This is a genomic window from Pseudomonas sp. NFPP02, from assembly GCF_900119355.1.
In the GTDB taxonomy this organism is placed as follows: Bacteria; Pseudomonadota; Gammaproteobacteria; order Pseudomonadales; family Pseudomonadaceae; genus Aquipseudomonas; species Aquipseudomonas paracarnis.
The window spans coordinates 183,626-210,286 of sequence record NZ_FPJI01000009.1 but is presented as its reverse complement, the minus strand read 5'-3'; the positions used below and the strand labels follow the sequence as shown (position 1 = coordinate 210,286).

Annotated in this window: 31 protein-coding genes; 12 read left to right on the top strand and 19 right to left on the bottom strand. The window is 58.1% G+C overall.

Annotated elements, in window-relative coordinates; all coding sequences use genetic code 11:
- Positions 1 to 173: 173 nt before the first annotated feature.
- The 13 genes from BT204_RS17495 to BT204_RS17440 form a co-directional block, all read right to left on the bottom strand.
- Positions 174 to 680, bottom strand: a complete 507-nt coding sequence (locus tag BT204_RS17495; protein WP_072447640.1) for a phage major tail tube protein — start codon at positions 678 to 680, stop codon at positions 174 to 176.
- On the bottom strand, positions 680 to 1,846 hold the full coding sequence (locus tag BT204_RS17490; RefSeq protein ID WP_072447638.1) for a phage tail sheath protein: 1,167 nt from the start codon (positions 1,844 to 1,846) through the stop codon (positions 680 to 682). Before BT204_RS17490 ends, BT204_RS17495 begins: the two co-directional genes overlap by 1 nt.
- 2 nt (positions 1,847 to 1,848) lie before the next feature.
- Positions 1,849 to 2,022: a hypothetical protein gene (locus tag BT204_RS27905; protein WP_172415461.1), complete on the bottom strand. Its 174-nt coding sequence runs from the start codon at positions 2,020 to 2,022 to the stop codon at positions 1,849 to 1,851.
- An 87-nt stretch (positions 2,023 to 2,109) separates the two neighbouring features.
- Positions 2,110 to 2,346, bottom strand: a complete 237-nt coding sequence (locus BT204_RS17485; RefSeq protein WP_054917790.1) for a tail fiber assembly protein — start codon at positions 2,344 to 2,346, stop codon at positions 2,110 to 2,112.
- An 11-nt stretch (positions 2,347 to 2,357) separates the two neighbouring features.
- Positions 2,358 to 3,122 (bottom strand): hypothetical protein, encoded by a 765-nt coding sequence (locus BT204_RS17480; protein WP_072447636.1) that lies wholly within the window; start codon positions 3,120 to 3,122, stop codon positions 2,358 to 2,360.
- A gap of 94 nt (positions 3,123 to 3,216) precedes the next feature.
- Complete coding sequence (locus tag BT204_RS17475; protein WP_072447634.1) at positions 3,217 to 3,753, bottom strand: phage tail protein; 537 nt, start codon at positions 3,751 to 3,753, stop codon at positions 3,217 to 3,219.
- Entirely contained in the window at positions 3,750 to 4,388 is a 639-nt protein-coding gene (locus BT204_RS17470) for a phage tail protein I (protein ID WP_072447632.1), read from the bottom strand. Before BT204_RS17470 ends, BT204_RS17475 begins: the two co-directional genes overlap by 4 nt.
- Positions 4,385 to 5,380, bottom strand: a complete 996-nt coding sequence (locus tag BT204_RS17465) for a baseplate J/gp47 family protein (protein ID WP_072447630.1) — start codon at positions 5,378 to 5,380, stop codon at positions 4,385 to 4,387. Before BT204_RS17465 ends, BT204_RS17470 begins: the two co-directional genes overlap by 4 nt.
- A complete protein-coding gene (locus BT204_RS17460) occupies positions 5,377 to 5,709 on the bottom strand; it encodes a hypothetical protein (RefSeq protein WP_060772877.1) in 333 nt (110 codons plus the stop codon). The genes BT204_RS17465 and BT204_RS17460 overlap by 4 nt, the downstream gene beginning before the upstream one ends.
- Positions 5,710 to 5,718: 9 nt before the next feature.
- Entirely contained in the window at positions 5,719 to 6,330 is a 612-nt protein-coding gene (locus BT204_RS17455) for a phage baseplate assembly protein V (RefSeq protein ID WP_057976049.1), read from the bottom strand.
- 3 nt (positions 6,331 to 6,333) lie between these two features.
- Complete coding sequence (locus BT204_RS17450) at positions 6,334 to 6,849, bottom strand: hypothetical protein (RefSeq protein ID WP_072447628.1); 516 nt, start codon at positions 6,847 to 6,849, stop codon at positions 6,334 to 6,336.
- Between the two features lie 22 nt (positions 6,850 to 6,871).
- Positions 6,872 to 7,210 (bottom strand): phage holin family protein, encoded by a 339-nt coding sequence (locus BT204_RS17445; protein WP_034126475.1) that lies wholly within the window; start codon positions 7,208 to 7,210, stop codon positions 6,872 to 6,874.
- 590 nt (positions 7,211 to 7,800) lie between these two features.
- Positions 7,801 to 8,544, bottom strand: a complete 744-nt coding sequence (locus tag BT204_RS17440) for a LexA family transcriptional regulator (RefSeq protein ID WP_169918753.1) — start codon at positions 8,542 to 8,544, stop codon at positions 7,801 to 7,803.
- A 225-nt stretch (positions 8,545 to 8,769) separates the two neighbouring features.
- Between BT204_RS17440 and BT204_RS17435 the strand changes: the two genes are divergently transcribed.
- The 4 genes from BT204_RS17435 (at position 8,770) to fdxA (ending at position 13,064) form a co-directional block, all read left to right on the top strand.
- Complete coding sequence (locus tag BT204_RS17435) at positions 8,770 to 9,258, top strand: Panacea domain-containing protein (RefSeq protein WP_034126473.1); 489 nt, start codon at positions 8,770 to 8,772, stop codon at positions 9,256 to 9,258.
- Positions 9,251 to 9,622: a hypothetical protein gene (locus BT204_RS17430; RefSeq protein ID WP_032893301.1), complete on the top strand. Its 372-nt coding sequence runs from the start codon at positions 9,251 to 9,253 to the stop codon at positions 9,620 to 9,622. The genes BT204_RS17435 and BT204_RS17430 overlap by 8 nt, the downstream gene beginning before the upstream one ends.
- Before the next feature lie 384 nt (positions 9,623 to 10,006).
- Positions 10,007 to 12,598 carry a DNA mismatch repair protein MutS gene (gene mutS, locus BT204_RS17425; RefSeq protein ID WP_057976051.1) on the top strand — a complete coding sequence of 864 codons (2,592 nt, stop codon included), beginning with the start codon at positions 10,007 to 10,009 and terminating at the stop codon, positions 12,596 to 12,598.
- Positions 12,599 to 12,740: 142 nt separating this feature from the next.
- Entirely contained in the window at positions 12,741 to 13,064 is a 324-nt protein-coding gene (gene fdxA / locus BT204_RS17420; RefSeq protein WP_003172109.1) for a ferredoxin FdxA, read from the top strand.
- Between the two features lie 524 nt (positions 13,065 to 13,588).
- Here the strand turns inward: fdxA and apbC are convergent.
- Entirely contained in the window at positions 13,589 to 14,683 is a 1,095-nt protein-coding gene (gene apbC / locus BT204_RS17415) for an iron-sulfur cluster carrier protein ApbC (RefSeq protein ID WP_034126470.1), read from the bottom strand.
- A gap of 172 nt (positions 14,684 to 14,855) precedes the next feature.
- On the opposite strand from apbC, the gene metG reads away from it, so the two are divergent.
- The 4 genes from metG (at position 14,856) to BT204_RS17395 (ending at position 18,953) form a co-directional block, all read left to right on the top strand.
- Positions 14,856 to 16,907: a methionine--tRNA ligase gene (gene metG / locus BT204_RS17410; RefSeq protein WP_072447624.1), complete on the top strand. Its 2,052-nt coding sequence runs from the start codon at positions 14,856 to 14,858 to the stop codon at positions 16,905 to 16,907.
- 88 nt (positions 16,908 to 16,995) lie between these two features.
- The gene (gene rsxB / locus BT204_RS17405; RefSeq protein ID WP_072447622.1) at positions 16,996 to 17,964 is read left to right on the top strand and encodes an electron transport complex subunit RsxB; all 969 of its coding nucleotides are present in this window, start codon (positions 16,996 to 16,998) and stop codon (positions 17,962 to 17,964) included.
- Positions 17,965 to 18,024: 60 nt separating this feature from the next.
- A complete protein-coding gene (gene nth, locus BT204_RS17400) occupies positions 18,025 to 18,663 on the top strand; it encodes an endonuclease III (RefSeq protein WP_072447620.1) in 639 nt (212 codons plus the stop codon).
- Between the two features lie 107 nt (positions 18,664 to 18,770).
- Positions 18,771 to 18,953, top strand: coding sequence for a PA3496 family putative envelope integrity protein (locus BT204_RS17395; protein WP_014717144.1), 183 nt, complete (start codon positions 18,771 to 18,773; stop codon positions 18,951 to 18,953).
- An 83-nt stretch (positions 18,954 to 19,036) separates the two neighbouring features.
- Here the strand turns inward: BT204_RS17395 and BT204_RS17390 are convergent, their stop codons facing one another.
- The 3 genes from BT204_RS17390 to BT204_RS17380 all read right to left on the bottom strand — a co-directional run bounded on the left by BT204_RS17390 (position 19,037) and on the right by BT204_RS17380 (position 22,537).
- Positions 19,037 to 19,669: a response regulator transcription factor gene (locus BT204_RS17390; protein ID WP_072447618.1), complete on the bottom strand. Its 633-nt coding sequence runs from the start codon at positions 19,667 to 19,669 to the stop codon at positions 19,037 to 19,039.
- Positions 19,670 to 20,281: 612 nt separating this feature from the next.
- A complete protein-coding gene (locus BT204_RS17385) occupies positions 20,282 to 21,499 on the bottom strand; it encodes an argininosuccinate synthase (protein WP_003188984.1) in 1,218 nt (405 codons plus the stop codon).
- Positions 21,500 to 21,628: 129 nt separating this feature from the next.
- Positions 21,629 to 22,537, bottom strand: a complete 909-nt coding sequence (locus BT204_RS17380) for a flagellar protein MotY (protein WP_072447617.1) — start codon at positions 22,535 to 22,537, stop codon at positions 21,629 to 21,631.
- Between the two features lie 156 nt (positions 22,538 to 22,693).
- Here BT204_RS17380 and pyrC point away from each other — a divergent pair, with 156 nt between their 5' ends.
- Both pyrC and rnt read left to right on the top strand, forming a co-directional pair.
- Positions 22,694 to 23,740: a dihydroorotase gene (gene pyrC / locus BT204_RS17375; RefSeq protein WP_032893318.1), complete on the top strand. Its 1,047-nt coding sequence runs from the start codon at positions 22,694 to 22,696 to the stop codon at positions 23,738 to 23,740.
- Positions 23,737 to 24,408 (top strand): ribonuclease T, encoded by a 672-nt coding sequence (rnt, locus tag BT204_RS17370; protein WP_003188980.1) that lies wholly within the window; start codon positions 23,737 to 23,739, stop codon positions 24,406 to 24,408. The genes pyrC and rnt overlap by 4 nt, the downstream gene beginning before the upstream one ends.
- 65 nt (positions 24,409 to 24,473) lie before the next feature.
- Here rnt and BT204_RS17365 read toward each other — a convergent pair whose 3' ends face one another.
- Positions 24,474 to 25,076, bottom strand: a complete 603-nt coding sequence (locus tag BT204_RS17365; protein WP_003172097.1) for a peroxiredoxin — start codon at positions 25,074 to 25,076, stop codon at positions 24,474 to 24,476.
- A 243-nt stretch (positions 25,077 to 25,319) separates the two neighbouring features.
- Here BT204_RS17365 and BT204_RS17360 point away from each other — a divergent pair, with 243 nt between their 5' ends.
- Both BT204_RS17360 and bfr read left to right on the top strand, forming a co-directional pair.
- A complete protein-coding gene (locus BT204_RS17360; RefSeq protein WP_017526354.1) occupies positions 25,320 to 25,538 on the top strand; it encodes a bacterioferritin-associated ferredoxin in 219 nt (72 codons plus the stop codon).
- A gap of 200 nt (positions 25,539 to 25,738) precedes the next feature.
- Positions 25,739 to 26,209 carry a bacterioferritin gene (bfr, locus tag BT204_RS17355; protein ID WP_054898039.1) on the top strand — a complete coding sequence of 157 codons (471 nt, stop codon included), beginning with the start codon at positions 25,739 to 25,741 and terminating at the stop codon, positions 26,207 to 26,209.
- Positions 26,210 to 26,277: 68 nt separating this feature from the next.
- On the opposite strand, the gene grxD is transcribed toward bfr, so the two are convergent.
- Complete coding sequence (gene grxD / locus BT204_RS17350; RefSeq protein ID WP_054898038.1) at positions 26,278 to 26,616, bottom strand: Grx4 family monothiol glutaredoxin; 339 nt, start codon at positions 26,614 to 26,616, stop codon at positions 26,278 to 26,280.
- Between the last annotated feature and the right edge of the window lie 45 nt (positions 26,617 to 26,661).

The window sequence follows — 26,661 nt, the reverse complement described above, 5'->3', positions numbered from 1 at the left end:
TCCTTGTTGAGCGGTGTTGAAAAGTGCGAAAAATCTAAACCTGAGCATGGCCCCTGTGGGAGCTGGCTTGCCTGCGATGGCATCCACTCGATACACCAGGGATACCGAGTCGCCTACATCGCAGGCAAGCCAGCTCCCACCTTGACCGTGCTCGCTTCAGATTGCGCCGGCCCTTAAGGCATCAGCACGGCGCGGCGGGCATCGCCAAGAATGTCGACGCCGTTGAGCACGAACTTCTGGGTGCGCACATCGATGTCGATCACCGAAATGCCATTTTCCAGACGGTTGTAGGTACGGCAGGACAGTTCCAGCGTGGTGGTAGCCTTGTCGCCCATTTTCAGCTTCGCCTCCTCCAGGGATTTGAGCTTGCCGCCCACGGTGTGGTAGGTGAAGTAGGTCTTGCCGTCCTGGTCTTGGCCGGCTTCACGCACGTTCAGCAAGATGTCGTCGCCCGTGCGCACGCCCAGGGCCAGCATGATTTCCGGGCCGGCACCTTGCAGCACCAGCTTGGCGTTGAGCACCTTGCCGCTCTTGGCCATTTCCTCGGCAATAAAGCGCCCGCCGGACATAAGCTCCATGTCGAACTCGATCTTCGGCGGGGTGAACTCTTCCACGGTTGCGGACAACGGCAGGCCTTGAAGGGTGGCCGCAATGGCCTGTCTGACTCGGTTGGTAAACATTAGAGAACGTCCTCCAGGAACTGCTCGATGATTTCATCGCGGGCGTTGAGTTGATAAACCATGTGTTCGTTCGGCGCGTAGCGGCCGTAGTCGATGACGATGAACCAGGTGCCGTTTTTGTACTTCTCGACGCTGTTCAGCTCCGGGTGCAGGTACACGCTGCCGCCGGGGATGGTTTCGTCGGCCACCAGGGTTTGCAGCCAGTCGTTGATGCGCTTGACCTCCTGGTCCATGAAGGACTTGGTGAGGTTCTTGGCCATGGCTTTCTGGCCAGCCTTGACCAGCTTGCGGCTGATGGCATCTTCCAGGCCAACGTAGCTGATGAACTTACCGGTGATGGAGCGGTTACCCAGCAGCGAGAAGCCGCCGAGGATGGTGCGAGCGTAGTAGCTCACGCCGTAGCGGTTGAGCAGGTCGCCTTCGGTGGAGGTGTCGAGGATGTTGTACTCGACCACGCGGGAAACGTCCTCGGCGAAGGTCACCTGGTTACCTGGGCTTTCCCACTGCTTGACCTTGGCCAATGCGGCGATGGCCAGCGAGGATGGCGACAGGAACACGTTCTTCTTCGCGGCCTTGGAGTACACCGACGGCATGTTGTGCACCAACAGGCAACGGTCGAAGCCCAGGTCGGCCCCGCCCAGTTCGCCGCTGTAGGTCACTTGATCGGCAACGGACGCGTCCTTGCCATCCAGCACCACACGGGCCTTGATGCGCTTGCCGAAGGAGGCGAACTCACCGGCCACTGCCTTGGTGCCGGTAAAGCCTGGAGCGCCGATGATGGTCAGGTCTTCAGGCACGCTGCTCAGGGCCGCCAGGCCCAGCTTGCGACCGGTGGCCGGGTCGTTGCCGCCGATCACATTGTTGATCGTATCGGCCGGGGTAGCGCCTTCTTCGACGATGACCACATAGACCGGCACCTTCACCACTTTGAGGATCTGGTACACCGCTTGGAACAAGGTTCCCGACTCAGTGCCGGTAGGGTCCAGCAACGCCTGAGTGGTAAAGCTGTTGATGCGAAACGGCGCGTTTTTCGGGATCGACGCATGGGCATTCGGTGCAGTGCCGACCAGGCCGATGACGTTATCGCCAAGGCCACCCATGGCCTCGGGGGATTCAGTGGCATTTACAGTGATGCCGTTGTGCTCGAAGTTCAGGACTTCTGCCATGGTTATTCAGCCTTCTTGGGGGTGGAGTTGAGGGCGCTGGTCAGTTCCAGGCGGCCAGCGGTGCGCAGGGCGGATGCTTCGACGTCGAGCAGTTCCAGCTCCTCACCGGCGGTAGACCAATGGCCGTTGCCGGTGGGGAATGGGATGAGGACGGTGTAGGTTTGGCGGGTGGGCATGGGTGGAGATCTCCGGGATGGAAAATGTTAAAGCCCCTGCAGGAGGGGCTTTCGGGGGGCGAAAAAACCGCTTTCGCGGTGGGGGGCTTACTTCAGGAAGCGGGGCTTTTCAGGCCATACCACCGCGTCCGGGTCGGCACCCTGATCGGGGATGTCGCGCAGAGCTTTACGGTAGGCCACGAACACTGAGCGATCTTCGTCGGCCATTGGGTAATCAGGCATGGCCGCATAGTCGCTAGATGCCAGGTCGGCGTCCCGGGACTTACGAATGAGCGTCCACTTGATCAAAGGGTGAAGCTCAGCAGGTACAAATTCAGGTTTCATCAATATTCTCCTTAACCCAAAGCCAACATGGTTCCCCAGTCAGCGGGGTGGGCAACTACGCCCGTACAAGCGCCCGCCAGCATTACTTCAACAACTCCACCCTCGGAGTTGCGCATTGGATGAAGATGCGCGTAATACCCAAAACGCTGGGCCGGCAATACCACCTCAGAACACCAACGCCACTTACCCTTTTCGCTCTGTGTACTCCAAAAACCTGAAACAGCGCCCTCAATCACTCGAACAAAAGCTCCGAAAGTCATACACGAATTCAGACTCACGGGCGTCCCTCCGCTTGCCCTGTCGCTGTCAACAGAATAAGGAAACGCAAGCCACATGCCGCTCTGCGGGGTGCCTTGATTGTCCGACCATTTCATTTGCCAGACGTTAATACTGGTGCGCCAATATCCAGTCGAGCTTATGTCGAAATCTGGATATTGCTCACGCACATCCGCCTGTACCTGAAGCATAAAGTCGACGTCCGCCTGAGGCCGCCCCGCAGTGTGCGCCGCCGCGGTCACCGTCCGCAGTTTTGTAGCAGTTACCTGTTGATGAACAGCCCACCCATCAATCAGGGTTCCCGTGGCATCCGCTGTCATATTGAAGTTTCGCGTAAGCGCCAGCCTAGGCAACCTCTGCTCCAGGCTTACAAGCTGTGCCTCATATTTTCGACGCGAAGCTTCAAGCGCCTTATCAATATCATCGACCTTGCTCGTAACGATGTTCGTCAAATTATTTGCCGCGCTTACAACAGCGGCCAATTGCTGTTCAGTACTCACTGTTTGAACTCCCTGTATTCCATTAATATTTCCCCTGAGTTTTCAATCAAGCCCAAAGAGCGGCTTCATGGTGACAAGTAAAATGGCTCTGTCGCTAAGTCGCATTCTTTTCCAAAGCCATTACCCGAAATAGAACCCCTACACCTCGGGCCATGTTGTCGACGCTTGCCGCCGAAAGAGAAGCAAGCTCTTCGACCAGCAAAATATTGAGGTTTTCAGACCCCACTACCACCGTAACGCTATCCGCCGGCAACGGCGAGACATCCAGCGTAAACTTCTGCAGCACCCGCGCCGCCGCCGCTTTATACGTCAGCAACTTCCCCGCCACGGAATACACCGCCAACAACGTCCCGCTGGCGAGGTAAAACCCGAACTCGCCAATCTCATACTCACCATCGCCATCGAACAGCGCGGCCATCCTGAGTTGGCGCTCGCCCAGGTCTTCGTAATCAACGATGGCCACCCGTTGGCGCTCGTCACGCAAGGCCACTTCGCTGCCGTCGGGGTTGTAGCGTGCGGTGCCGGCGCCGATGTGGGTGATTTCGCCTTTGAGGCCCTGGTTCTTTGCCTGCAGCACTTCATCCAAACCTTTGGAGGTGAAGCGCACCAGGCGCGTGATTTCATCTGTCATGGCTGCGCCCTGAGGTCGTAATCGTTAATGGTGTAGTGCTGGGCAACCCCGGCACTGTTTAGTCGGGCCACCAGCGCCAGGTCCGGCAGCGCGCCGTTCAGATAGAACTCGCCGTCGCTTAAAGGCGCGTCGAGCACTTGCGTGAGCGCGAGCTGGCCTTCGGTCTCATGCACGATGGTAATCGTCGCCTGATCACGCTCACTTTTTGCCGCGTTGATGCGGCGGATCAGCCGGTTGTGATCGCCGCTGGACCAGCTGCGCCCGATGATCGCCTGCACGTCGAAGGTGTAAGGCACGCCCAGCGGACGTTGCTGGTACCAGGCGCTGATATTGGGCGTGAAGCCCAATGACTCCACCGCATGACTCAGCGCCTTGGGTGTGCCGGCCTGGCGCTGGATCTGCCAGGACAACGCTACGGTCAGACGCTTTTCCGCCTCGCTGGCCTCGGCATCCCATTCGCTGACGCCACGGTCGGCGGCCAGGTAAGGCAGGAATTCGCTGGGGGTGTGCAGCGGGTTCATCAGTGCCGGAAACGGCGGCGTGACACGCTCAATCAATGTGCCGAAGCCCAGGTCCAGGGCCTTTTCCAGCGGTGAACTGTTGGCAGGCAGCAAACTCGCTTTGGGTTCACTCATAGGGTGCGCACCTCCACCTCGACGCCCGTGCAATACGGGGCCTGGAACGCGGTGCTGACAATCGGCGCCAGCGGTTCCAGGATGTGCAGTTGCGCAGCGCCGGCGCTGTGGATGGCGTAGTCGATCCAACTGGGGTCGACCCGCCCTTCCAGGCGATGGCAGGACTCTGCGTAGTCTTGCAGCAGTTTCTGCGCCGCCACTTGGGTCAGGCCCGAGTCCGGACCGGCGTTGATCTTGGCCACCACGCGAATTTTGTAGGGTTGAATCTGCGCGCCTTGGACGCTGACCAGGTCGGTTTCGGGCCGTACATCCGGCCGTGCGAAATGTCGACGTACACCGTCAAGCAAGTCGGCAGATGGCGTGCCGTCACCCTCCCTGGAAAGCACGGTGACCATGACTTCCCCCGGTGCGGTGCGTCGGGCGTTGCCGTCCTTGATCTGGGCCGCATAGCCGTCCGGGTCGAAGGTGTAGGTGACCGTGACCACCCCCGGCGTCGCGCTCTGTACTTTCACCACTGGACGCTCGCCAAGGGTGAACACTTCACGGCGATACTGCATCCGCGAGCCTGCTGCTGGAGCGTGGGGTGCCAGGTAGTAACGCAGGCGGGCGTCGTCGTCGCTTTCCAAGGTGGGCGGCACCGGCGGGAACGCGGCCGGGTCGCCGGGGTCGAGCACTTGGCGTTCCAGGCCCATATCGGCCAGGCGCGCATCCAGGTTGCTACCGGTGGCCCACCACGCCAGCATCTGTTTGATGCGGGCGTTGTATTTGCGTTCGTGGGTTTGCAGGCGCACGCAAAAGGCTTCCAGGGCCAGGGTCAGCAGTTCGCTTTCGTTGTCGAGGCTGACCTGAAGTTTGGCCGCGCTTTGCGGCGCACGGGTGGCGACATAGTCGATGACAAACGCTTTGAATTCGGCCAGCAACGGTTCGAACTCATCGACCTTAATGATGGCCGGTTCCGCCAGTTGGTTCTGGCCGGGGATCAGCATGCTCATGTCACGACCTCGAAGGATTGTTGGCGGTTTTTCCAGGTGCCGGCAAACCGCAACAGCAGGCCGGCGTCTTGGCGAGTGGCGACGATGACCTGAGGGTCAAAGTCACCAATGCCGTTATGGATGTTGTAGAACGCTTGGGCGGCGTGGCTTTGGGCGAGGATCAAGAGGTCGTCACCGAGGTTCTGGCCGAGCAACTGCGGGATCAGCGAGCCGTACAGCGGGCGTTTTTGCCGCGTTCCAATGGGAGTGGTCAGCGCTCGGGTGGCGCGCTGCACAAATTGCAGCCAGTCATCGACGGCTGCCCCGGTGTTCCTATCGATTCCGAGCATAGGGTGTCCTTATCGGGGGCTGATGACGCGTCCTTGATGGTCCACCACCGGGCCGCTGAAGTGCGCGCCGCCGGCATCCAGCAACAGGCTGGTACCGCCGATTTGCAGGGTGATGCTCTGGGCATTCATGGTCAGGCTGGCAGCGCCGACTTTAATGTCGACCTGTTCACGGGAGCCGCTGACGGTGGTTGGGCCGTTGACCCAGTTGAAGGTATGGCTGGCATCGTCGTAGTCGCTTTGGGTGCCGTCCTGGTGTCGACGCCGGGTCAGCGTCGCAACGCTGGAAACCGGCGGAAAGCGATCACTGTTAAGGCCGAACAGAGCCACGGATTGCACACCGCCCTCGCCCCCGCCGTAGTTGAGCAGCAGGCATTGTTCACCCACCGTGGGGATACGGGTTTCGGTTTGCGCACCGGCGCTGGGGTTGAAAAAACGGATCGCCGGGGTGAGCAAGTCACCATGGCTGACCTTGCAGGTGTTGCTGGCCGCGTCGACCTGCTGGCAGATGCCGATCCGGCAGAAGCTCTCGGCGCGGCGGTAGAGGTCCTCGAGCTGGGACTCCATCTCGGCCAGGCGTTCGACGATCGGTCCCAATTGCATGCGTAACAGCGCGTCGAACATGGGCTACTCCGCCAGTGGCTTGTATTGGGTTGGGTCGTCGATGTTGGAGACGTCCCAGGTACAGGCAAATAGCGGTTGGCCTGTGGGATCGTCGAGTAACGCCGGCCCCAAATAGAGGGTTTGCGTGAAGGAAACCGTCCAGGTGTCGTAGTCCGTTTCTACGGAAGTGCGCAAAGCGGGCGCAGCGACGATATTCGCTGGCAAATCGCACTGTGCCGAGGGCAGGTCCCATCGGTTATCCAGCACCAGGTCCATCAGTTGGCTGGCCAGGTCGCAGGCATCGAACGCCAATGCACCGGGAGCAACCATGGCCCTGAGTGAAATGGCCAAGACGTGGGCTTTGCGCCCCTCGCGAGAGCGAATGCCAGGGCCATTACCTTCGACCGTAACCATTACGCCGTTTTTTTCAGCGTCGCCCTGGAAATCCTGGTGGCTCCCCACCTTGAGGCCCGGAAGGGCTGCATGCAGCGCCGCGCCAATGCCCTGGGGCAGTTGCGATGGCTTTTCGATAAGCGTCATTTTAGTAGCGTCCTTGCAACAATTACTGCGGGTCCTGGCGGGAGCCTTGGTTGATCCCGATGCGCTTGGCCGCCCACCGCTCGTAAAGGCCGATAGCCACGTCGGCACCGGCCATGGCGGTCAGGCAACCAATGGCGCCGGCGGTCCAGATCGACATGCCGGCGGCGTAGCACAGCATCAAAGCCGAAACCCCGCAAACCATGCACGCCCCGGAACGCAGGGCCAGGCGGCGGATCAACGACCAACCGCGGGCGCCCTCCTTGTCGGCCCGCCACATCTCGCCGGATACACCGCCGATCACTGCCAGTACGATGACCAGCCAGATAGGCATCTCCGCTAACGCTTGCTGTTCACTTGTCATGTCACGCCTCCTGGCTGAGCAATAAATAGTCCGTATTTCATTTACAAATGCTTGAGTAGGTAGGCATTCCAAAAAGCCCGGTCGCCCGGGCTTTTCAGTAATGATGTCCTCGGACTTTCGGCGCTACTGGCGCGGTACGGTCCTTTCCTCGATGTTTTTCCGACCACGATCCCTGTCTGCCGGATAACTGCTTTTGGTGCTTTACGCTGCACACCCGGGTCAGTTGCCAACCCTCTGAACCGTTAAGGCCGGTTCATCGCTGCCTGTTGTTGAAGCGTTGAAACTAAAGAGCGTCGGCATCCTTGCCGGTGTTGCCTGGCATCCCTGTCATCGCTTCGATGGCGTCCTTGCCGATGTTGCGTGCCTTCCTTGTCTTCCTTGGCAGCATCCTTGCCGCCTCCACCAGGCCTTGTTGGCTGGCTTGAGATGAAGAATATGCATGTATGCATATACAGTCAATGCACAAATGCATTTATTTTTGCTACAGGAATGCACGGATGCATTCGAAGCCTGGCGGGCTTGGGTTTTGCCGGTTTTCTATGGACGAAAAAAAACCCGCACATGGGCGGGTTTCTTCTTACGCGTGGAGGTTAGCGGGCGTACATGCCCCACCAGAAAACATGACCGAGGATGCTGATCTGCTCATCCTGGATATCCTGGAAGCTGTAGTCCTCATCGGGGTGTTCATCACGGTTGAAGCTGCGCAGGCGAATACCGGAAGGTAGGCGGTAGAGCTGTTTAACCCGCAACTGGCCGTTGTGATTGATGGCATACAGGTCACCATCCACGATATCGCCAATGCCGCTCTTGCCGGCATTCACCCCTACCGTGGCGCCGTCGCGCAATACCGGCAACATACTGTTGCCACGTACCGTCACGCATTTGGCCTGGTCGAACTGCACACCATTATGCCGCAGGCTGCGCTTGCCGAACCGCAGACTGGCCTTCTCACTTTCCTCGATGACGAATCTTCCTGATCCAGCAGCCAATTCAACCTCGCGCAGAAAGGGGATCGACACCTCGTCATCATTAACGGGGGTGTCGTCGTCCCACAGGCTTATGTCCTTGAGTTCCGAATGCATCGGGTCGCGCCCATCGTCGCGCACAACGCCCACTGCTGCGCGCCCGCGCAGGTAATCAGTACTGACGCGAAAATACTCGGCGATGCGCGAGATGTGTTTATCCGACGGATCAACGATCTTGCCGCTGAGGATCCGGGACAGTGTGGATTGAGGCACGCCGGTGCGCCGATGGAGCTCCGTGGGGGAGATCCGGTCGCGATCCAGCAGTTCTCTTAAGACGATAGAAACGTTGCGTTTTTGCATAACGCGGATAGTGACGGGAGTTTCTGAGGTTGGCAAATGCTAATTTGCATATTTATGCATTAAACATCCGACTTTCAATTAATTCGAATCAAAATACTGTACATACACCCAGTTATCGGCATTCTACTATTCTGCCAGCTTGGTATTGCTGCCGATCAACACCTTGCATGTCGACAACTCAAGGCCTATGTATAAAACTCTTTGACAACGTAGCCAGCAACGACGGAGGTGCTCATGGCTTATTCAGCGCTAGCTGTTGCTAACGCCTTCATTGAACGCGCGAAGGAAGGCAAGGTTTCGGGCCTGACCCCGATGAAGCTGCAGAAACTGCTGTTCTATACACAGTCCTGGCATTTGCGCGAACGGGACCAGCCCCTGATGGATGACCACTTCGCCCGCTGGCAATATGGCCCGGTCATCCCGTCGCTTTACCATGAGTTGAAATCCTACGGTAATCGCCCGGTGACCGCGCTGCTCAGCAACCTGAAGCCCGACGCCGAAGACATTGTCTTCGTGACACCGAGGGTTCCTGAGAGCGATACCTACACCCATCGTTTGATTGACCGGATCATTAACAAATATGGCAAATGGTCCGGCACCCAACTGTCCAACCTGTCCCACGAGGACGGCACAGCCTGGGCCCTCAAGGGTGCCGACGGTTCCGCCATCGACTGGGAAGACATGGCAACACTCATTCACCCAAAGAGCCGCATCCGTGAGTGAAGAACTCGACAACCTGGAACTCACCCTGCCCCCCGCGGCAGGGCCTGACCAGGACACCCAAGCCGGTGGCGAGCAAGCCATAGGCACCGACGATGAAAGAAACCAGAACCTAAAAGACCAGAAGGCCGAACGGCAACTGCGCAAGAAGTATGCGGGACGTGCATTCTGGTTTGCCGCCTGCGGTGTGATCTTCTGGGCGGTTCTTTTGGTTTGGAATGGGTGGTCGACGTATTACTCGGGTAAAGCGCCGTTCTCGGACAATGTATTGATTGCCATCACTACGGCGACTTCAATCAATTTGTTTGCTGCGTTTCTTGGGGTGATCAGAGGGTTGTTTCCGGCCAGTGGGCGTAGATCCAAATAGTCTGATCGTATTCACGACCTGCGTTTCTATCTCGTATTGAGATATGAATGCGCGTGAGTCAGCCCCTGATTTTCAGGGCTCTGACCGGATTGTCTAACGCTGCTGCAATGCCTGATTGAACCGCTAACCTGTGGCGAGGGCGCTTGCTCCCGCTCGGCTGCGTAGCAGCCATTTTCCAGGGACGCTGCGCGCTCCACCGGGAGCAAGCTCCCTCGCCACGGTTATGTTGGTGTTTCTTGAGGCGGCACCGCTTTCGTGGTTTACCTGGCCGCTTGCGACCTGCGAAGGTCCGACCTCGCGTGTTAACCTTGCCGCCATCGCAAAAAATGCTGGGCCAAGCGCCCCCTTTGCCCCATCACTTTCAACGAATTTGCCTATTACCCAATGAGTAAAAACTCCTCAGATCTGTCCTCCCACACCCCGATGATGCAGCAGTACTGGCGCCTGAAAAACCAGCACCCTGATCAGTTGATGTTCTATCGCATGGGCGACTTTTACGAGATCTTCTATGAAGACGCGAAGAAGGCCGCCAAGCTGCTGGACATCACCCTGACCGCGCGCGGGCAGTCGGCGGGGCAGTCGATTCCGATGTGTGGGATTCCTTACCACTCGTTGGAAGGCTACCTGGTCAAGCTGGTGAAGCTGGGTGAGTCGGTGGTGATCTGTGAGCAGATCGGCGACCCGGCCACCAGTAAAGGGCCGGTGGAGCGTCAGGTAGTACGCATTATTACGCCGGGCACGGTGAGTGATGAGGCGTTGCTGGATGAGCGTCGCGACAACCTGATTGCGGCGGTGTTGGGCGATGAGCGTTTGTTCGGCCTGTCGGTGCTGGATATCACCAGCGGCAACTTCAGCGTGCTGGAGATCAAGGGCTGGGAGAACCTGTTGGCGGAACTTGAGCGTATCAATCCGGTGGAGTTGTTGATTCCGGATGATTGGCCCAAGGACTTGCCGGCAGAGAAACGTCGTGGGACCAAGCGTCGTGCACCGTGGGATTTCGAGCGCGACTCTGCGCTGAAAAGTCTGTGCCAGCAGTTCTCGGTGCAGGACCTTAAAGGCTTCGGTTGCGAAACCCTGACCCTGGCCATCGGTGCCGCAGGCTGCTTGCTCAGCTACGCCAAGGAAACCCAGCGCACTGCTCTGCCTCACTTGCGCAGCCTGCGCCATGAGCGTCTGGACGATACCGTGGTGCTCGATGGCGCCAGCCGTCGCAACCTGGAACTGGACACCAACCTGGCCGGTGGGCGTGATAACACCCTGCAATCGGTGGTGGACCGTTGCCAGACCGCGATGGGCAGCCGTTTGCTGACCCGTTGGTTGAACCGTCCGCTGCGGGATTTGACGGTGCTGCAAGCGCGCCAGTCTTCCATTACCTGCCTGCTCGACGGCTATCGCTTTGAAAAACTGCAGCCGCAACTGAAAGAGATTGGCGATATCGAGCGCATCCTGGCGCGGATCGGCCTGCGCAATGCGCGGCCCCGCGACTTGGCGCGCCTGCGCGATGCCTTGAGCGCCCTGCCGCAGTTGCAAGTCGCGATGACCGAACTGGACACGCCGCACCTGCAACAGCTTGCCGTCACCGCTGGCACTTACCCGGACCTCGCGGCGCTGCTGGAAAAGGCCATTATCGACAACCCGCCGGCGATCATTCGTGACGGCGGCGTGTTGAAAACCGGCTACGACAGCGAGCTGGATGAGCTGCAATCCCTGAGCGAAAACGCCGGGCAGTTCCTGATCGACCTGGAAGCCCGCGAAAAAGCCCGTACGGGCCTGGCCAACCTGAAGGTCGGCTACAACCGCGTGCATGGTTACTTTATCGAGCTGCCGAGCAAGCAGGCCGAGTCGGCGCCTATCGACTATCAACGTCGCCAGACCCTCAAAGGCGCCGAGCGTTTTATCACCCCTGAGCTCAAAGAGTTCGAAGACAAGGCGCTGTCAGCCAAAAGCCGCGCCCTGGCGCGGGAAAAAATGCTCTACGAAGCCTTGCTCGAGGACTTGATCAGCCGCCTGGCGCCGTTGCAAGACACCGCCGCCGCCCTGGCGGAGCTGGATGTATTGAGCAACCTCGCCGAACGTGCGTTGAACCTGGACCTCAATTGCCCACGGTTTGTCAGCGAACCGTGCATGCGTATCGTGCAAGGTCGTCACCCGGTGGTAGAGCAGGTGCTGACCACGCCGTTCGTCGCCAATGACCTGTCGCTGGACGACGATACCCGCATGTTGGTGATCACCGGTCCGAACATGGGTGGTAAATCCACTTACATGCGCCAGACCGCGCTTATCGTGTTGTTGGCGCATATCGGCAGCTTCGTACCGGCAGCCAGTTGCGAATTGTCCCTGGTAGACCGCATTTTCACGCGGATCGGCTCCAGCGATGACCTGGCCGGCGGCCGTTCGACCTTTATGGTGGAAATGAGCGAAACCGCCAACATTCTGCACAACGCCACCGAACGCAGCCTGGTGCTGATGGACGAAGTGGGCCGCGGCACCAGCACCTTCGACGGCCTGTCCCTGGCCTGGGCCGCGGCCGAACGCTTGGCGCATCTGCGTGCGTACACGCTGTTCGCCACGCACTACTTCGAGCTGACGGTGTTGCCGGAAAGCGAGCCGCTGGTGGCCAACGTGCATCTCAATGCCACCGAGCACAACGAGCGCATCGTGTTCCTGCACCATGTGCTGCCAGGGCCGGCGAGCCAGAGTTATGGTCTGGCCGTGGCGCAGTTGGCCGGTGTGCCGAACGAGGTGATCACTCGTGCCCGCGAACACCTCAGCCGGCTGGAAACAACGGCGCTGCCCCATGAAACGGTGGTCGCCAGCCCTGCCAAGGCCAGCAAGAAACCTGCCGCGCCGCACCAGAGCGATATGTTCGCCAGCTTGCCCCATCCAGTGCTGGATGAGTTGGCAAAACTTGACCTGGATGACTTGACGCCGCGTAAAGCGCTCGAAATGTTATATGCACTGAAGACTCGGATATAACGCAGACGCTTGCAAGCTGATAGAATCTCGCGCGGTTTGGGATGCTGCGGGCTTTTAGCCTGGTCCGCAGACTATCGCTCTCAAACCTCGCGAACCCCACCACAAGGGGTTTCGCTGCCGCCGCCTGAGGAGAAAATTAGAAATGACCTTCGTCGTCACCGACAACTGCATCAAGTGCAAGTACACCGACTGCGTAGAAGTCTGTCCGGTGGACTGCTTCTACGAAGGCCCGAATTTCCTGGTTATCCACCCGGATGAGTGCATCGACTGCGCCCTGTGTGAACCAGAATGCCCGGCCGTCGCGATTTTCTCCGAGGACGAAGTGCCTGCGGGCATGGAGCAATTCATTCAATTGAACGTCGAGCTGGCCGAAGTGTGGCCAAACATCACCGAGCGCAAAGATCCGATGCCGGATGCCGCTGAATGGGATGGCAAGCCCAACAAAATTGAGCAACTAGAGCGCTAAAGCGCCGCTGCCCAACAAAAAAAGGCCCCTTGAGGGCCTTTTTTGCGTTCGGGTGCCTGCATTCACTTTTCTACAGGCAAAAAAAAGGGGCGGTATGACCCGCCCACATTTTTTCCCTAGTCCCTGTATTCCTTTTCATCATCCTGATGAATCGCATCCTGCGACGTTCCTTCAAACCATCGTTCCTTGATGGCTGTGCCAATCCGTGGACACGGGGCTGATGTTAGAGCGTTCCCAGAGAAGTTCAACGCGATCCCCACGGCGGGCTGACAAACTTTTCCGCTCGCCAGAATTAAAATAATCTTTATTTTTCAAAAGCTTAGATAATAGCTTCGTCGATTCAAGACGTACGTAACCGCTAAAAAAACCAAACACTTACGGAAAAGTAAGCGAATGCTTACACGCGCATTACGCAAAGTAGCAGCAAGCCCTATTGGCGCCCCACCTGTAGGAGCGAGCTCGCTCGCGAAAAACCTGAGAGCACCACGGATCGTCAGGCTTTTCGCGTAACCGTTAAAGCCTAATCAATCGTCGCTCACGGTAATGGTCGGCATCGCCGGCGTCGTCGCTTCCTGCAAAACAATCCGCGCACCGACGTGACGGGCCAATTCCTGATAGATCATCGCGATCTGCCCATCAGCCTCTGCCGCTACGGTAGGTTTGCCACCATCGGCCTGCTCGCGAATCTCCATCGCCAATGGCAACGATGCCAACAGTTCAACGCCATACTGGGTAGCGAGCTTCTCGCCCCCACCTTCACCGAACAGATGCTCGGCATGCCCGCAGTTGGAACAGATGTGCACCGCCATGTTTTCCACAACACCCAGCACCGGGATGTTGACCTTGCGGAACATCTCCACACCTTTCCTGGCGTCGAGCAGCGCCAGGTCCTGAGGCGTGGTGACAATCACTGCACCGGCCACCGGAACTTTCTGCGCAAGGGTCAACTGAATGTCGCCGGTGCCTGGCGGCATGTCGATCACCAGGTAGTCGAGGTCGCCCCAAGCCGTTTGTGTGACCAGTTGCAGCAACGCACCGGAGACCATCGGCCCGCGCCAGACCATCGGCGTGTTGTCATCGGTGAGAAACGCCATGGACATCACTTCCACACCCAGCGACTCGATGGGCACAAACCATTTTTGATCCTTCACCTTCGGCCGCGTGCCTTCGGCGATGCCGAACATCACGCCCTGGCTCGGCCCGTAGATGTCGGCATCGAGAATGCCCACGCGCGCACCTTCCCGCGCCAGGGCCAGGGCCAGGTTGGCCGCCGTGGTCGATTTACCCACACCGCCCTTGCCGGACGCCACCGCCACCACGTTCTTGACGTTGGCCAGGCCCGGGATCTGCGCTTGGGCCTTGTGCGGCGCGATCACACATTGGATATCGACCTTGGCCGAACCCACGCCGTCCAGGCCCTCGATGGCCATTTGCAACATCTGCGCCCAACCGCTTTTGAACAAACCCGCGGCATAACCCAGTTGCAACTGCACCGACACCTGGTCGCCCTGGACCTCGATGGCACGCACACAACCGGCACTGACCGGGTCCTGGTTCAAATAAGGGTCGGTGTACTGGCGAAGAACGGCTTCCACCGCTGCGCGATTGACGGCGCTCATGGGCTACTCCCGAAAAAAGACTGACTGAAACAGGCGGCTATCCTAACCGTTCCAGCCGCCGAACGGCATGCTTTCGAAGGTGCGCAAGACACTGAAACAGCGTCACGGGGTGAAATAAATTTCCCGGCGCTTTATAGTGGCCGACCTCCGTTTCATCAAGTAGCCGAGCCCCATGTCCGAGCCACGCAAGATCCTCGTTACCAGCGCCCTGCCCTATGCCAATGGTTCGATCCATCTTGGCCATATGCTTGAGTACATCCAGACCGATATGTGGGTGCGCTTCCAGAAGCATCGCGGCAATCAATGCATTTATGTCTGCGCGGACGACGCCCACGGTTCGGCCATCATGTTGCGCGCCGAAAAGGAAGGCATCACCCCGAAACAACTGATCGCCAACGTGCAGGCTGAACACAGCGCCGACTTTGCCGAGTTTCTGGTGGACTTCGATAACTTCCATTCGACCCACTCGGACGAAAACCGCGAGCTGTCGAGCCAGATCTACCTGCGGCTGAAAGAAGCCGGGCACATCGACCAACGTTCGGTGACCCAGTATTTCGACCCGGAAAAGAAGATGTTCCTGGCCGACCGTTTCATCAAGGGCACCTGCCCGAAATGCGGCACCGAAGACCAGTACGGCGACAACTGCGAAAAATGCGGCGCGACCTACGCACCGACCGACTTGAAGGATCCCAAGTCAGCGATCTCCGGCGCCACTCCGGTGCTCAAGGACTCGCAGCACTTCTTCTTCAAGCTCCCGGATTTCCAGCAAATGCTGCAAACCTGGACGCGCAGCGGCACCTTGCAGGACGCCGTGGCCAACAAACTCTCCGAATGGCTCGACAGTGGCCTGCAGCAGTGGGACATCTCCCGCGACGCGCCGTACTTCGGCTTCGAGATCCCGGGCGAGCCGGGCAAGTACTTCTATGTATGGCTGGACGCGCCGATCGGCTACATGGCCAGCTTCAAGAACCTGTGCGACCGCACCCCGGAGCTGGACTTCGACGCGTTCTGGGGCAAGGACTCCACCGCCGAGCTGTACCACTTCATCGGCAAGGACATCGTCAACTTCCACGCGCTGTTCTGGCCAGCGATGCTTGAAGGCTCGGGCTATCGCAAGCCGACCGGTATTGCCGTGCACGGCTACCTGACGGTCAACGGCCAGAAAATGTCCAAGTCCCGTGGCACCTTTATCAAGGCGCGCACCTACCTGGACCACCTGTCGCCGGAATACCTGCGCTATTACTACGCGTCCAAGCTGGGCCGTGGCGTCGACGACCTGGACCTGAATCTGGAAGACTTCGTACAGAAGGTCAACTCGGACCTGGTGGGTAAAGTCGTCAACATCGCCAGCCGTTGCGCCGGGTTTATCCACAAGGGCAACGCCGGTGTACTGGTAGCCGAGAACGCCGCACCGGAACTGACCGACGCCTTCCTGGCCGCCGCGCCGAGCATCGCCGACGCTTATGAAGCCCGCGACTTTGCCCGCGCCATGCGCGAGATCATGGGCCTGGCCGACCGCGCCAACGCCTGGATCGCCGACAAGGCGCCGTGGTCACTGAACAAGCAGGAAGGCAAGGAAGCTGAAGTCCAGGCGATCTGCGCCACCGGAGTCAACCTGTTCCGTCAGTTGGTGATCTTCCTCAAGCCGGTGCTGCCATTGCTGGCCGCCGATGCCGAGGCGTTCCTCAACGTACCGCCGTTGAGCTGGAACGATCACACCACCTTGCTCGGCAATCATCAGTTGAACGCGTTCAAGCCCTTGATGACCCGAATTGACCCGGTGAAAGTCCAGGCAATGACCGACGCTTCGAAAGAAGACCTGGTCGCCAGCCAGACTGATACCGGCCAATCCACGCCGGCGGGCAATGGCGAGCTGGCCAAGGACCCGATTTCCCCGGAAATCGATTTCGACGCCTTTGCCGCCGTGGATCTGCGCGTGGCGCTGATCATCAAGGCCGAAGCCGTGGAAGGTGCCGACAAGCTGCTGCGCCTGACGCTGGATATCGGCGACGAGCAGCGCAACGTGTTTTCCGGCATCAAGAGCGCTTACCCGGACCCGTCCAAGCTCGATGGCCGCCTGACCATGATGATCGCCAACCTCAAGCCACGGAAAATGAAGTTCGGCATTTCCGAAGGCATGGTGATGGCTGCGGGCCCTGGCGGCGAAGAAATCTACCTGCTGAGCCCGGACAGCGGTGCCAAGCCGGGTCAACGCATCAAGTAACCTCTGCAAAATGCCCCGCTGTTGCTAACGGCGGGGCTTCTCAGCTTGCCCTCCTCCCTGGGCCGGGCGTCAACGCTATGATCACAGCATGAACCTCATTCAACGTATCGACGCGCTGCTGCCGCAGACTCAATGCGGCAAGTGCGGGCACCCGGGTTGCAAGCCTTACGCAGAAAGCATCGCTAAAGGCGAAGCCATCAACAAGTGCCCGCCCGGTGGGCAGGAAACCATTGAGGGGCTCGCGCAACTGCTGCGCCTGCCGGTACTGGAGCTGGACACCAGCCGTGGAGATGCGCCTGCGCAAGTCGCCTATATCCGCGAGGGCGAATGCATCGGCTGTACCAAATGCATCCAGGCCTGCCCGGTGGACGCCATTGTGGGTGCCGCCAAGTTGATGCACACCGTGATTGTCGACGAGTGCACCGGTTGCGACCTGTGTGTTGCGCCCTGCCCTGTCGACTGTATCGAGATGCGCCCGCTTGCTGACGTTGTGCCTATCGTCGGTGACTTGGCCAGCAACGATGATGAACGGCGTGCACGCGACCTCAAACGCAACCGGACGCGGCGACGCTTCGAACAACGTAACGCCCGCCTGCAACGTGAAGAAGCCTGCAAGCTCGCCGAACGCCTGGCACGAGCCAAGCGCGCAGCGCCGATGGAGGTTGCACCGGTCGATAACACTCAGGCCGCTCAGGACGCTGCGATCAAGCAGGCCAAAAGCAGCGTAGCCATGAGTCGCGCTCAGTTGCACAAATCCTTGAAAGCGTTTGGGCATCCGCCGACCTTTGAGCAACAGTCGCAATTGATTATGCTGCAGCGACAGTTTGAGGCATCCGAGCAGGCGCTTGCCGCACTGGAGGCCAACAGCTCACCGCAGCCACCAAAGACGACCACTAAAAGCGCCGAGTTCAAGCGCGCAAAAATCCAGCTGGCCATGCGCCGTGCAGCGTTGAAAAAGGCTCAGGATCACCATGCTGACGAGCATCAATTGGCAACCTTGAAAGCTGCATTGAATGACGCCGAGCAAACGCTGCAAGATGCCGAGGCCAACGGCTGACCCACTGCGCTGTGTATTACTAACATCACGCCGACCGCCTGCAAGGAAACGTCTGTCCCTATGAATGCCGCAAAACGCCTGGAAATCTTCCGCAGGTTTCACGAAGACAATCCGGAACCGAAAACCGAACTGGCCTACTCCTCACCGTTCGAATTACTGATTGCGGTGATCCTTTCGGCTCAATCCACGGACGTTGGCGTTAACAAGGCCACGGCGAAGCTGTACCCCGTGGCCAATACACCCGCCGCGATTTACGCTCTGGGTGTGGAAGGCCTGTCCGAATACATCAAGACCATCGGCCTGTATAACAGCAAGGCCAAGAATGTGATCGAAACGTGCCGCCTGCTGTTGGAGCTGCATGGAGGCGAGGTACCACAAACCCGCGAAGCCCTCGAAGCCTTGCCTGGCGTGGGCCGCAAAACGGCAAACGTGGTGCTCAATACGGCGTTTCGGCAGTTGACCATGGCGGTGGACACGCACATTTTCCGCGTCAGCAACCGAACCGGCATTGCACGGGGCAAGAATGTGGTTGAGGTGGAAAAGCAATTGATGAAGTTCGTGCCCAAGCCCTATCTGCTCGACTCCCACCATTGGCTGATCCTGCACGGACGCTACGTTTGCCAGGCCCGCAAGCCGCGCTGCGGCAGCTGCCGTATCGAAGAGTTGTGCGAATACAAGGACAAGACCTCCGACGATTGAGCGATCATTGGTTTTTGTGATCAGACGATTGAAAAAATCTTTTTTACCCGTTCGCGGATTATCGCTATAAGGAGCCCCAACGGCAGTCTTAGCCTGGAGTTGACCTTATGAGCGCTGGCAACGAACAACTGGAAGTGGAAGACGACCTCGTTGAGTCGGATGACGATGTGGTAGAGGCACCTGTGGCAGAGGTGGCCAAGACCAATTTAAGCAAACGCCGCACTATCGACAATCTTCTGGAAGAGCGACGCTTGCAAAAACAGCTGGCCGATTACGACTTCGATCTCTGATCGAGCCGTTGACGGCCGGAAGCCTCCCTGCCGGAGGCTTTTTTCTGCCGGTTACACGGGTATTCAAGGGGGGCAATATCCTCCTAGACCAAGCCGTTGCGCTGGGCCAGTTCGATCAGGTCCACGAGGGACCTGGCATTGAGCTTGAGCAGCAAGCGCGTCTTGTAGGTACTGACGGTTTTGTTGCTGAGGAACATGCCATCGGCAATTTCCTTGTTGGTTTTGCCACGGGCCAGTTGCTGCAGCACCATCATCTCCCGTCCCGATAAGCGTTCGACCATGTCGGCTTCACTGGCATTGCCCATGGTTGACCGCACTGAGTTGAGCGCCTGGTTCGGGAAATAGCTATAGCCGGAAAGCACCGCCTTGATGGCACTGAGCAACTCTGTCAGATCCTGCTGCTTGCACACATAGCCGGCGGCACCCGCCTGCATGCAGCGCATGGAAAAATGGCCAGGCGCCTGGGACGTCAGCACCAGCACCTTGAACGAGACGGCTTGCTTGGTCGAAGCCAGCCGACAAATAACTTCCAGGCCGTCGAGCTTGGGGATTCCGATATCCAGTATCACAATATCCGGCATATGTTCCCGTGCAAGTTGCAACGCATCGACACCGTTATCAGTCTCGGCAACGACCTCATAACCATGACTCTCCATTAGCATGCGCACAGCAAGACGAATGACGGGATGATCATCCACGATCAGCACTTTATTCATGAGAAAGTCCAATTTCGCTGTTCGAATTATTTAGAGCAAACACAATAGCCTAGTCGATTACTAGTTGGCATAGCATTCCCCCCCGAGCAAGAGCAGGCAGAGACCCAACCCACAAGAAGATAGGAATTAGCCTACAAAAATTCGCCAACTTAGATGCATAGAGCTTTATGGTTGCTTTCAGACCTTTCTCGACGCGTACATATTTTGAGTGAAAGATCATGACCATCAGCCCGTAAAAGTAAACGTGCCGCACAAGTCTTTCAGGAAATACCCCTTGTTTGTCGCAATGGCGCCAGCAAACCGCCCCGAAAAAACTATTCGCATTAGTTCCATTTAACATATTTCGACACTTCCATAATTCCTACAGAAAATTCAACAACTCACATATCCATTGCAGCTACATGAGTGAATTTTCTGTCAGACATAGTTCCTCCTCAGATGTAAAAAATCATTCAACCTTAAAAACATAAAGATAAACTGGATAATAATTGCGCAAGTTAGGGAAAATCCTTAAACACACGCTAAACGCTAATAAACAGCGCCGCATCTAAAATCCAGGCAAAAAAAATGACCCCTTGCAAAAGGGGCCATTTTTCACGACGGGCGCACGGTTCAGAACAACGAGCGGCCCTTGTTGGCAGCGATGCGCATGCGCAGTGCGTTCAACTTGATGAAGCCTGCCGCGTCCGCCTGATTGTAGGCGCCGCCGTCTTCTTCGAAGGTGGCGATGTTGGAGTCGAACAGCGACTCATCGGACTTGCGGCCGGTGACGATCACGTTGCCCTTGTACAGCTTCAGGCGCACGACACCGTTCACGTGGGCCTGGGAAGCGTCGATCATCTGTTGCAGCATCAGACGCTCAGGGCTCCACCAGTAACCGGTGTAGATCAGGCTGGCATACTTGGGCATCAGCTCGTCTTTAAGGTGGGCGACTTCACGGTCCAGGGTGATGGACTCGATGGCGCGGTGGGCACGCAGCATGATGGTGCCGCCCGGGGTTTCGTAGCAACCGCGAGACTTCATGCCCACATAACGGTTCTCGACGATGTCGAGACGGCCGATACCATGCTGACCGCCGATGCGGTTCAGGGTCGCCAGTACGGTGGCCGGGGTCATTTCAACGCCGTCCAGCGCAACGATGTCGCCGTTGCGGTAAGTCAGTTCCAGGTACTGCGCCTTGTCTGGAGCGTTCTCCGGGGAGACCGTCCATTTCCACATATCTTCTTCGTGCTCGGTCCAGGTGTCTTCCAGCACGCCGCCTTCATAGGAAATGTGCAGCAGGTTGGCGTCCATCGAGTACGGCGACTTCTTCTTGCCATGCCGCTCGATCGGAATAGCGTGCTTTTCAGCGTAATCCATCAGCTTTTCACGGGACAGCAGGTCCCATTCACGCCACGGCGCAATGACTTTAACGCCTGGCTTGAGTGCATAGGCACCCAGTTCGAAACGTACCTGGTCGTTGCCCTTGCCGGTGGCGCCGTGAGAAATGGCGTCGGCGCCCGTTTCGTTGGCGATCTCGATCAGGCGCTTGGCGATCAGCGGACGTGCGATGGAGGTACCCAGCAGGTACTCACCTTCGTAGACAGTGTTGGCGCGAAACATCGGGAAAACGAAATCGCGGACGAACTCTTCGCGCAGGTCGTCAATGTAGATCTCTTTCACGCCCATGGCTTGCGCCTTGGCACGTGCAGGTTCGACCTCTTCACCCTGACCCAGGTCAGCGGTGAAGGTCACCACTTCACAGTTATAAGTATCCTGCAGCCACTTGAGGATCACCGAAGTGTCCAGGCCGCCGGAATACGCGAGAACGACCTTGTTTACGTCGGCCATGCCATCACTCCACGGGGTTGTACGGAAAGGCGACGATTCTACCGATCAAAACCGTGAAATTACAGGGGCGCGACAGCAAATGAAGATAAAGCGACAGATTATGTCGAGTGGGCGACCGATGGTCGCCTCTTATGAGGTAGCCGCCGGGTTGCTCGGCGCAGTGGCCTGAGGCGCCGGTTTCTCTGGGGCAGCCACCCGCTCAAGCTGAATATTTACACGGCGGTTACGCGCACGGTTGGTGGCATTAGTGTTGGGCGCCAAGGGGTAGCTTTCGCCATGGAAGCGCATCGTGATTTGCGATTCCTGAATGCCGTTGGCCTTGAAGTAGTCCATCACCGCCAGGGCGCGGCGCCGTGAGACGTCACGGTTGGTCAGGCGATTGCCACTGTTATCGGAATGACCGTTCAACTCGACATGATTGACCGTGGGATCGGCTTTCATGAATGCCAGGATCACCGACAACTTCTTCTTGGCCGCCGCGTCCAGCTCAATACCACCACCGGGGAAGCCCACTTCAGTCTGTTTGACCTGGTCGTAATTCATGGGCAGCAGCTTGGTGGTGCACACCTGATAATCGTTGTACGCCTTGTTGAACTTCACAGGCAGCAGGCGAATTTCCGAGTAGCCGCCTTGACGCCCGTAATGCCGCACGGTCGGGCTGCGCCCTTCAAGCAAACCCGTGAACAGGCGGCCGGCCTGGGCCTGGGAGCTATTGAACAGGACGTCGCCGCTGCCGACACGCACGGCCCCAAGGTTGATATCACCTCGGCCCGGCTGCCACGGCGCGGCCGCGGCCAATAAGGTTGCCGAGCCGGCGCCGAGGGTGCCGCCATAGGTTTTCAGACGAAACGTTGCCTGCTCGCCGGCCCGGCGCACGAACTCACCGGAACCGAAATCGGTGATCGGCTGGGTCAGGCGGCACTCGAACTGATCGCCCTCTACCTTCCACTCAATATTCTCCAGACGTGTCTGGAACGTGAGGGCCGCCGCAGGCAGGCTGGCGAACACACTGAGCAGGGCTAGACAATACTGGCGCACGGGAGGCTCCACTGGTTTCTACAACACTTCAAAGCGTCATACATCGTTAAGGCATACCCGGAGATATCGGTAGCATCCGGCAAAACTTGATAGCGAGTGCCTGCAAGAGTCTTTTCCGGTAGCATTCCCACCAGATTGACCCGCCTGGAATCCCCAATGTCCGACCGCCTGACCCTGCTGCGTCCCGACGACTGGCATATTCATCTTCGCGATGGTGCTGCGTTACCCCAAACCGTGGCCGATGTGGCCCGCACGTTTGGCCGTGCCATCATCATGCCTAACCTGGTACCTCCGGTGCGCAATGCCGCAGAAGCCGACGCCTATCGCCAGCGCATCCTCGCTGCACGACCGGCCGGCAGCCGCTTCGAACCGTTGATGGTGCTCTACCTGACCGACCGCACCCAGCCTGAAGAAATTCGTGAAGCCAAGGCCAGCGGTTATGTGCACGCCGCCAAGCTGTACCCGGCAGGTGCGACCACCAACTCCGATTCCGGTGTAACCAGTATCGACAAGATCCTGCCGGCGATCGAAGCCATGGCGGAGGTCGGCATGCCATTGCTGATCCACGGGGAAGTCACCCGTGGCGACGTGGATGTGTTCGATCGCGAAAAAATCTTCATCGATGAACACATGCGTCGTGTGGTCGAGTTGTTCCCTACGCTCAAAGTGGTGTTTGAACACATCACCACCGCCGATGCGGTGCAGTTCGTCAGCGAAGCGTCGGCCAACGTTGGCGCGACCATCACCGCTCATCACCTGCTCTACAACCGCAACCACATGCTGGTGGGCGGGATTCGGCCGCATTTCTATTGCCTGCCTATTCTCAAGCGCAATACCCACCAGGTGGCACTGCTGGATGCCGCCACCAGCGGCAGCCCGAAGTTCTTTCTCGGCACCGACTCTGCGCCACACGCCCAGCACGCCAAGGAAGCCGCATGCGGCTGCGCCGGCTGCTACACCGCGTTTGCCGCCATCGAGTTGTACGCCGAAGCTTTCGAACAGCGTAACGCGCTGGACAAACTCGAAGGTTTCGCCAGCCTCAACGGCCCGCGTTTCTACGGCCTGCCGGCGAATACCGACCGCATTACCCTGGTCCGTGAAGACTGGACCGCCCCTGCCAGCCTGCCGTTTGGCGAGCTGACCGTTATCCCGCTGCGCGCCGGTGAAACACTGCGCTGGCGCCTGCTGGAGGAAAGCAAGTGAGTGAAGACCATTACGACGACGAACAAGAGCACGGCGGTGGCGGCTCGCGCCATCCGATGGCCGAGCGTTTTCGCGGTTATCTTCCGGTTGTCATCGACGTAGAAACCGGTGGTTTCAACTGCGCCACCGACGCCTTGCTGGAAATCGCCGCAACCACCATCGGCATGGACGAACAGGGCTTTGTGTACCCGGAACACACCCATTTCTTCCGCGTCGAGCCGTTTGAAGGCGCCAATATCGAAGCCGCTGCCCTGGAATTCACCGGGATCAAGCTCGACCACCCACTGCGTATGGCGGTAAGTGAAGAAGCGGCGCTGACCGATATCTTCCGTGGCGTGCGCAAGGCGTTGAAGGCCAATGGCTGCAAACGTGCGATCCTGGTCGGCCACAACAGCAGTTTCGACCTGGGCTTCCTGAACGCCGCCGTGGCGCGGCTGGACATGAAGCGCAACCCGTTTCATCCGTTCTCCAGTTTCGACACCGCAACGCTTGCCGGCCTGGCCTACGGTCAGACCGTTCTGGCCAAAGCCTGCCAGGCGGCCGGTATCGACTTTGACGGGCGTGAAGCCCACTCGGCCCGCTACGACACCGAGAAGACCGCCGAGCTGTTCTGCGGCATCGTCAATCGGTGGAAACAGATGGGCGGCTGGGAAGACTTCAACGACTGAAGGCAAATCCCACGCATAAAAAAACCGGCCTTTTCAGGCCGGTTTTTTTGTACCGTGACGTTGGCTTACAGCTTGCCAGCGTTCTCGGTCAGGTAAGCCGCGACGCCTTCTGGCGAAGCGTTCATGCCTTTGTCGCCTTTTTTCCAGTTGGCAGGGCAGACTTCGCCGTGCTCTTCGTGGAATTGCAGCGCGTCGACCAGGCGGATCAGCTCTTCCATGTTACGGCCCAGCGGCAGGTCGTTGATGATCTGCGAGCGCACAACGCCCTTGTCGTCGATCAGGAACGCGCCACGGAACGCCACGCCGCCTTCGGACTCAACGTCGTAGGCCTTGGCGATGTCGTGCTTCATGTCGGCAGCCATGGTGTATTTGACTTTGCCGATGCCGCCGTCGTTGATGGCGGTGTTGCGCCAGGCGTTGTGGGTGAAATGGGAGTCGATGGAAACCGCGACCACTTCAACATTGCGCGCTTTGAAATCGTCCATGCGGTGGTCCAGGGCGATCAGCTCTGAAGGGCAGACGAAGGTGAAGTCCAGCGGGTAGAAGAACACCAGGCCGTATTTGCCTTTGATGGCTTCAGACAGCTTGAAGCTGTCTACGATTTCGCCATTGCCGAGGACGGCTGGTACGTCGAAATCCGGGGCTTGTTTACCGACGAGTACGCTCATTGGATATCTCCTGATATAGGGGTGACGATTGAAGTAAAAGGACCGGTCGAGTCTGCCTGTGGAAACAGACAGAAATATGACGCAATCACGCTTCGTGAAGACCGACCATCATACACCGAAAAAACCGTTCGTCAGCGCACGGGCAATTCCCCCCGGATTGCTGCTGAAACTATTTTGACAATCATTCTCGTTAACATTAAGATCCATCGCACTTAAGCCATAAACCCGCGACGGTTCTCACTTATGTATGTCTGCCTCTGCACTGGCGTCACCGACGGACAAATCCGCGAAGCAATCTATGAAGGTTGCTGCAGCTACAAAGAAGTGCGTGAAACCACCGGCGTTGCCAGCCAGTGCGGCAAATGTGCTTGCCTGGCCAAGCAAGTGGTACGGGAAACCCTGACGCAGCTGCAAACAGCCCAGGCCGCACTCCCCTACTCGACAGAATTTACACACGCCTGATAGGCATGTTTTAAAGAACCGGACCTTGTGTCCGGTTTTTTTATGCCTGTAATTCAATTAGTTAGCGCCAAGACGCGGAACACAAACATTCTTATTCCGATTAATTTTCATTTATTATTCAATAACTTAGGTTTGACACTAGGATTTTCACCGCTCAGACTCCTCCCTATACACAGCTATTACAGGGCAGGACCCCAGTCATGAAAGGCGACATCTCAGTCATCCAGCAACTCAACAAAATCCTTGCCAATGAACTGGTCGCGATCAATCAGTACTTCCTGCATGCGCGCATGTACGATGACTGGGGCCTGGAAAAGCTCGGCAAGCGTGAATACAAAGAATCGATCAAGGCCATGAAGGACGCCGACGCGCTGATCAAGCGCATCCTCTTCCTGGAAGGCCTGCCGAACGTGCAGGACCTGGGCAAGCTGAACATCGGCGAGCACACCCAGGAAATGATCAGCAGCGACCTGGGCTTTGAGCGCAAGAGCCACAGCGACCTGAAGGCTGGTATCGCTCACTGCGAAACCAAGGGCGATTTCGGCAGCCGTGAACTGTTGGAAGATATCCTGGAAGATCAGGAAGAGCATATCGACTGGCTTGAAACCCAGTTGGGCCTGATCGACAAGGTCAGCCTGGAGAATTACCTGCAATCGCAGATGGGTGAATAACCCGTAGCGTTCAGGCACAAAAAAGCCCCGCTCTCACCAGAGAAGCGGGGCTTTTTATTGCTCGCCAATTAGGCGTCAGTCTTGACTGCTGCTTTTTGCGCTGCGTCTTTGATCAGCGCTTGCAGCGAACCATCAGCTGCCATTTCAGTGATGATGTCGCTACCGCCAACCAGCTCACCGGCTACCCACAACTGCGGGAAAGTCGGCCAGTTGGCGTACTTTGGCAGGTTGGCGCGGATTTCAGGGTTTTGCAGGATATCCACGTAAGCGAACTTCTCGCCACATGCCATCACAGCCTGGGACGCTTTCGCGGAGAAACCGCACTGAGGCGCGTTAGGTGCACCTTTCATGTAAAGCAGAATGGTGTTGTTGGCAATCTGCTCTTTGATCGTTTCGATGATATCCATGGAACACCTCTGCAGGAACTTTGCGACTCACGGGTCGGCACGGTG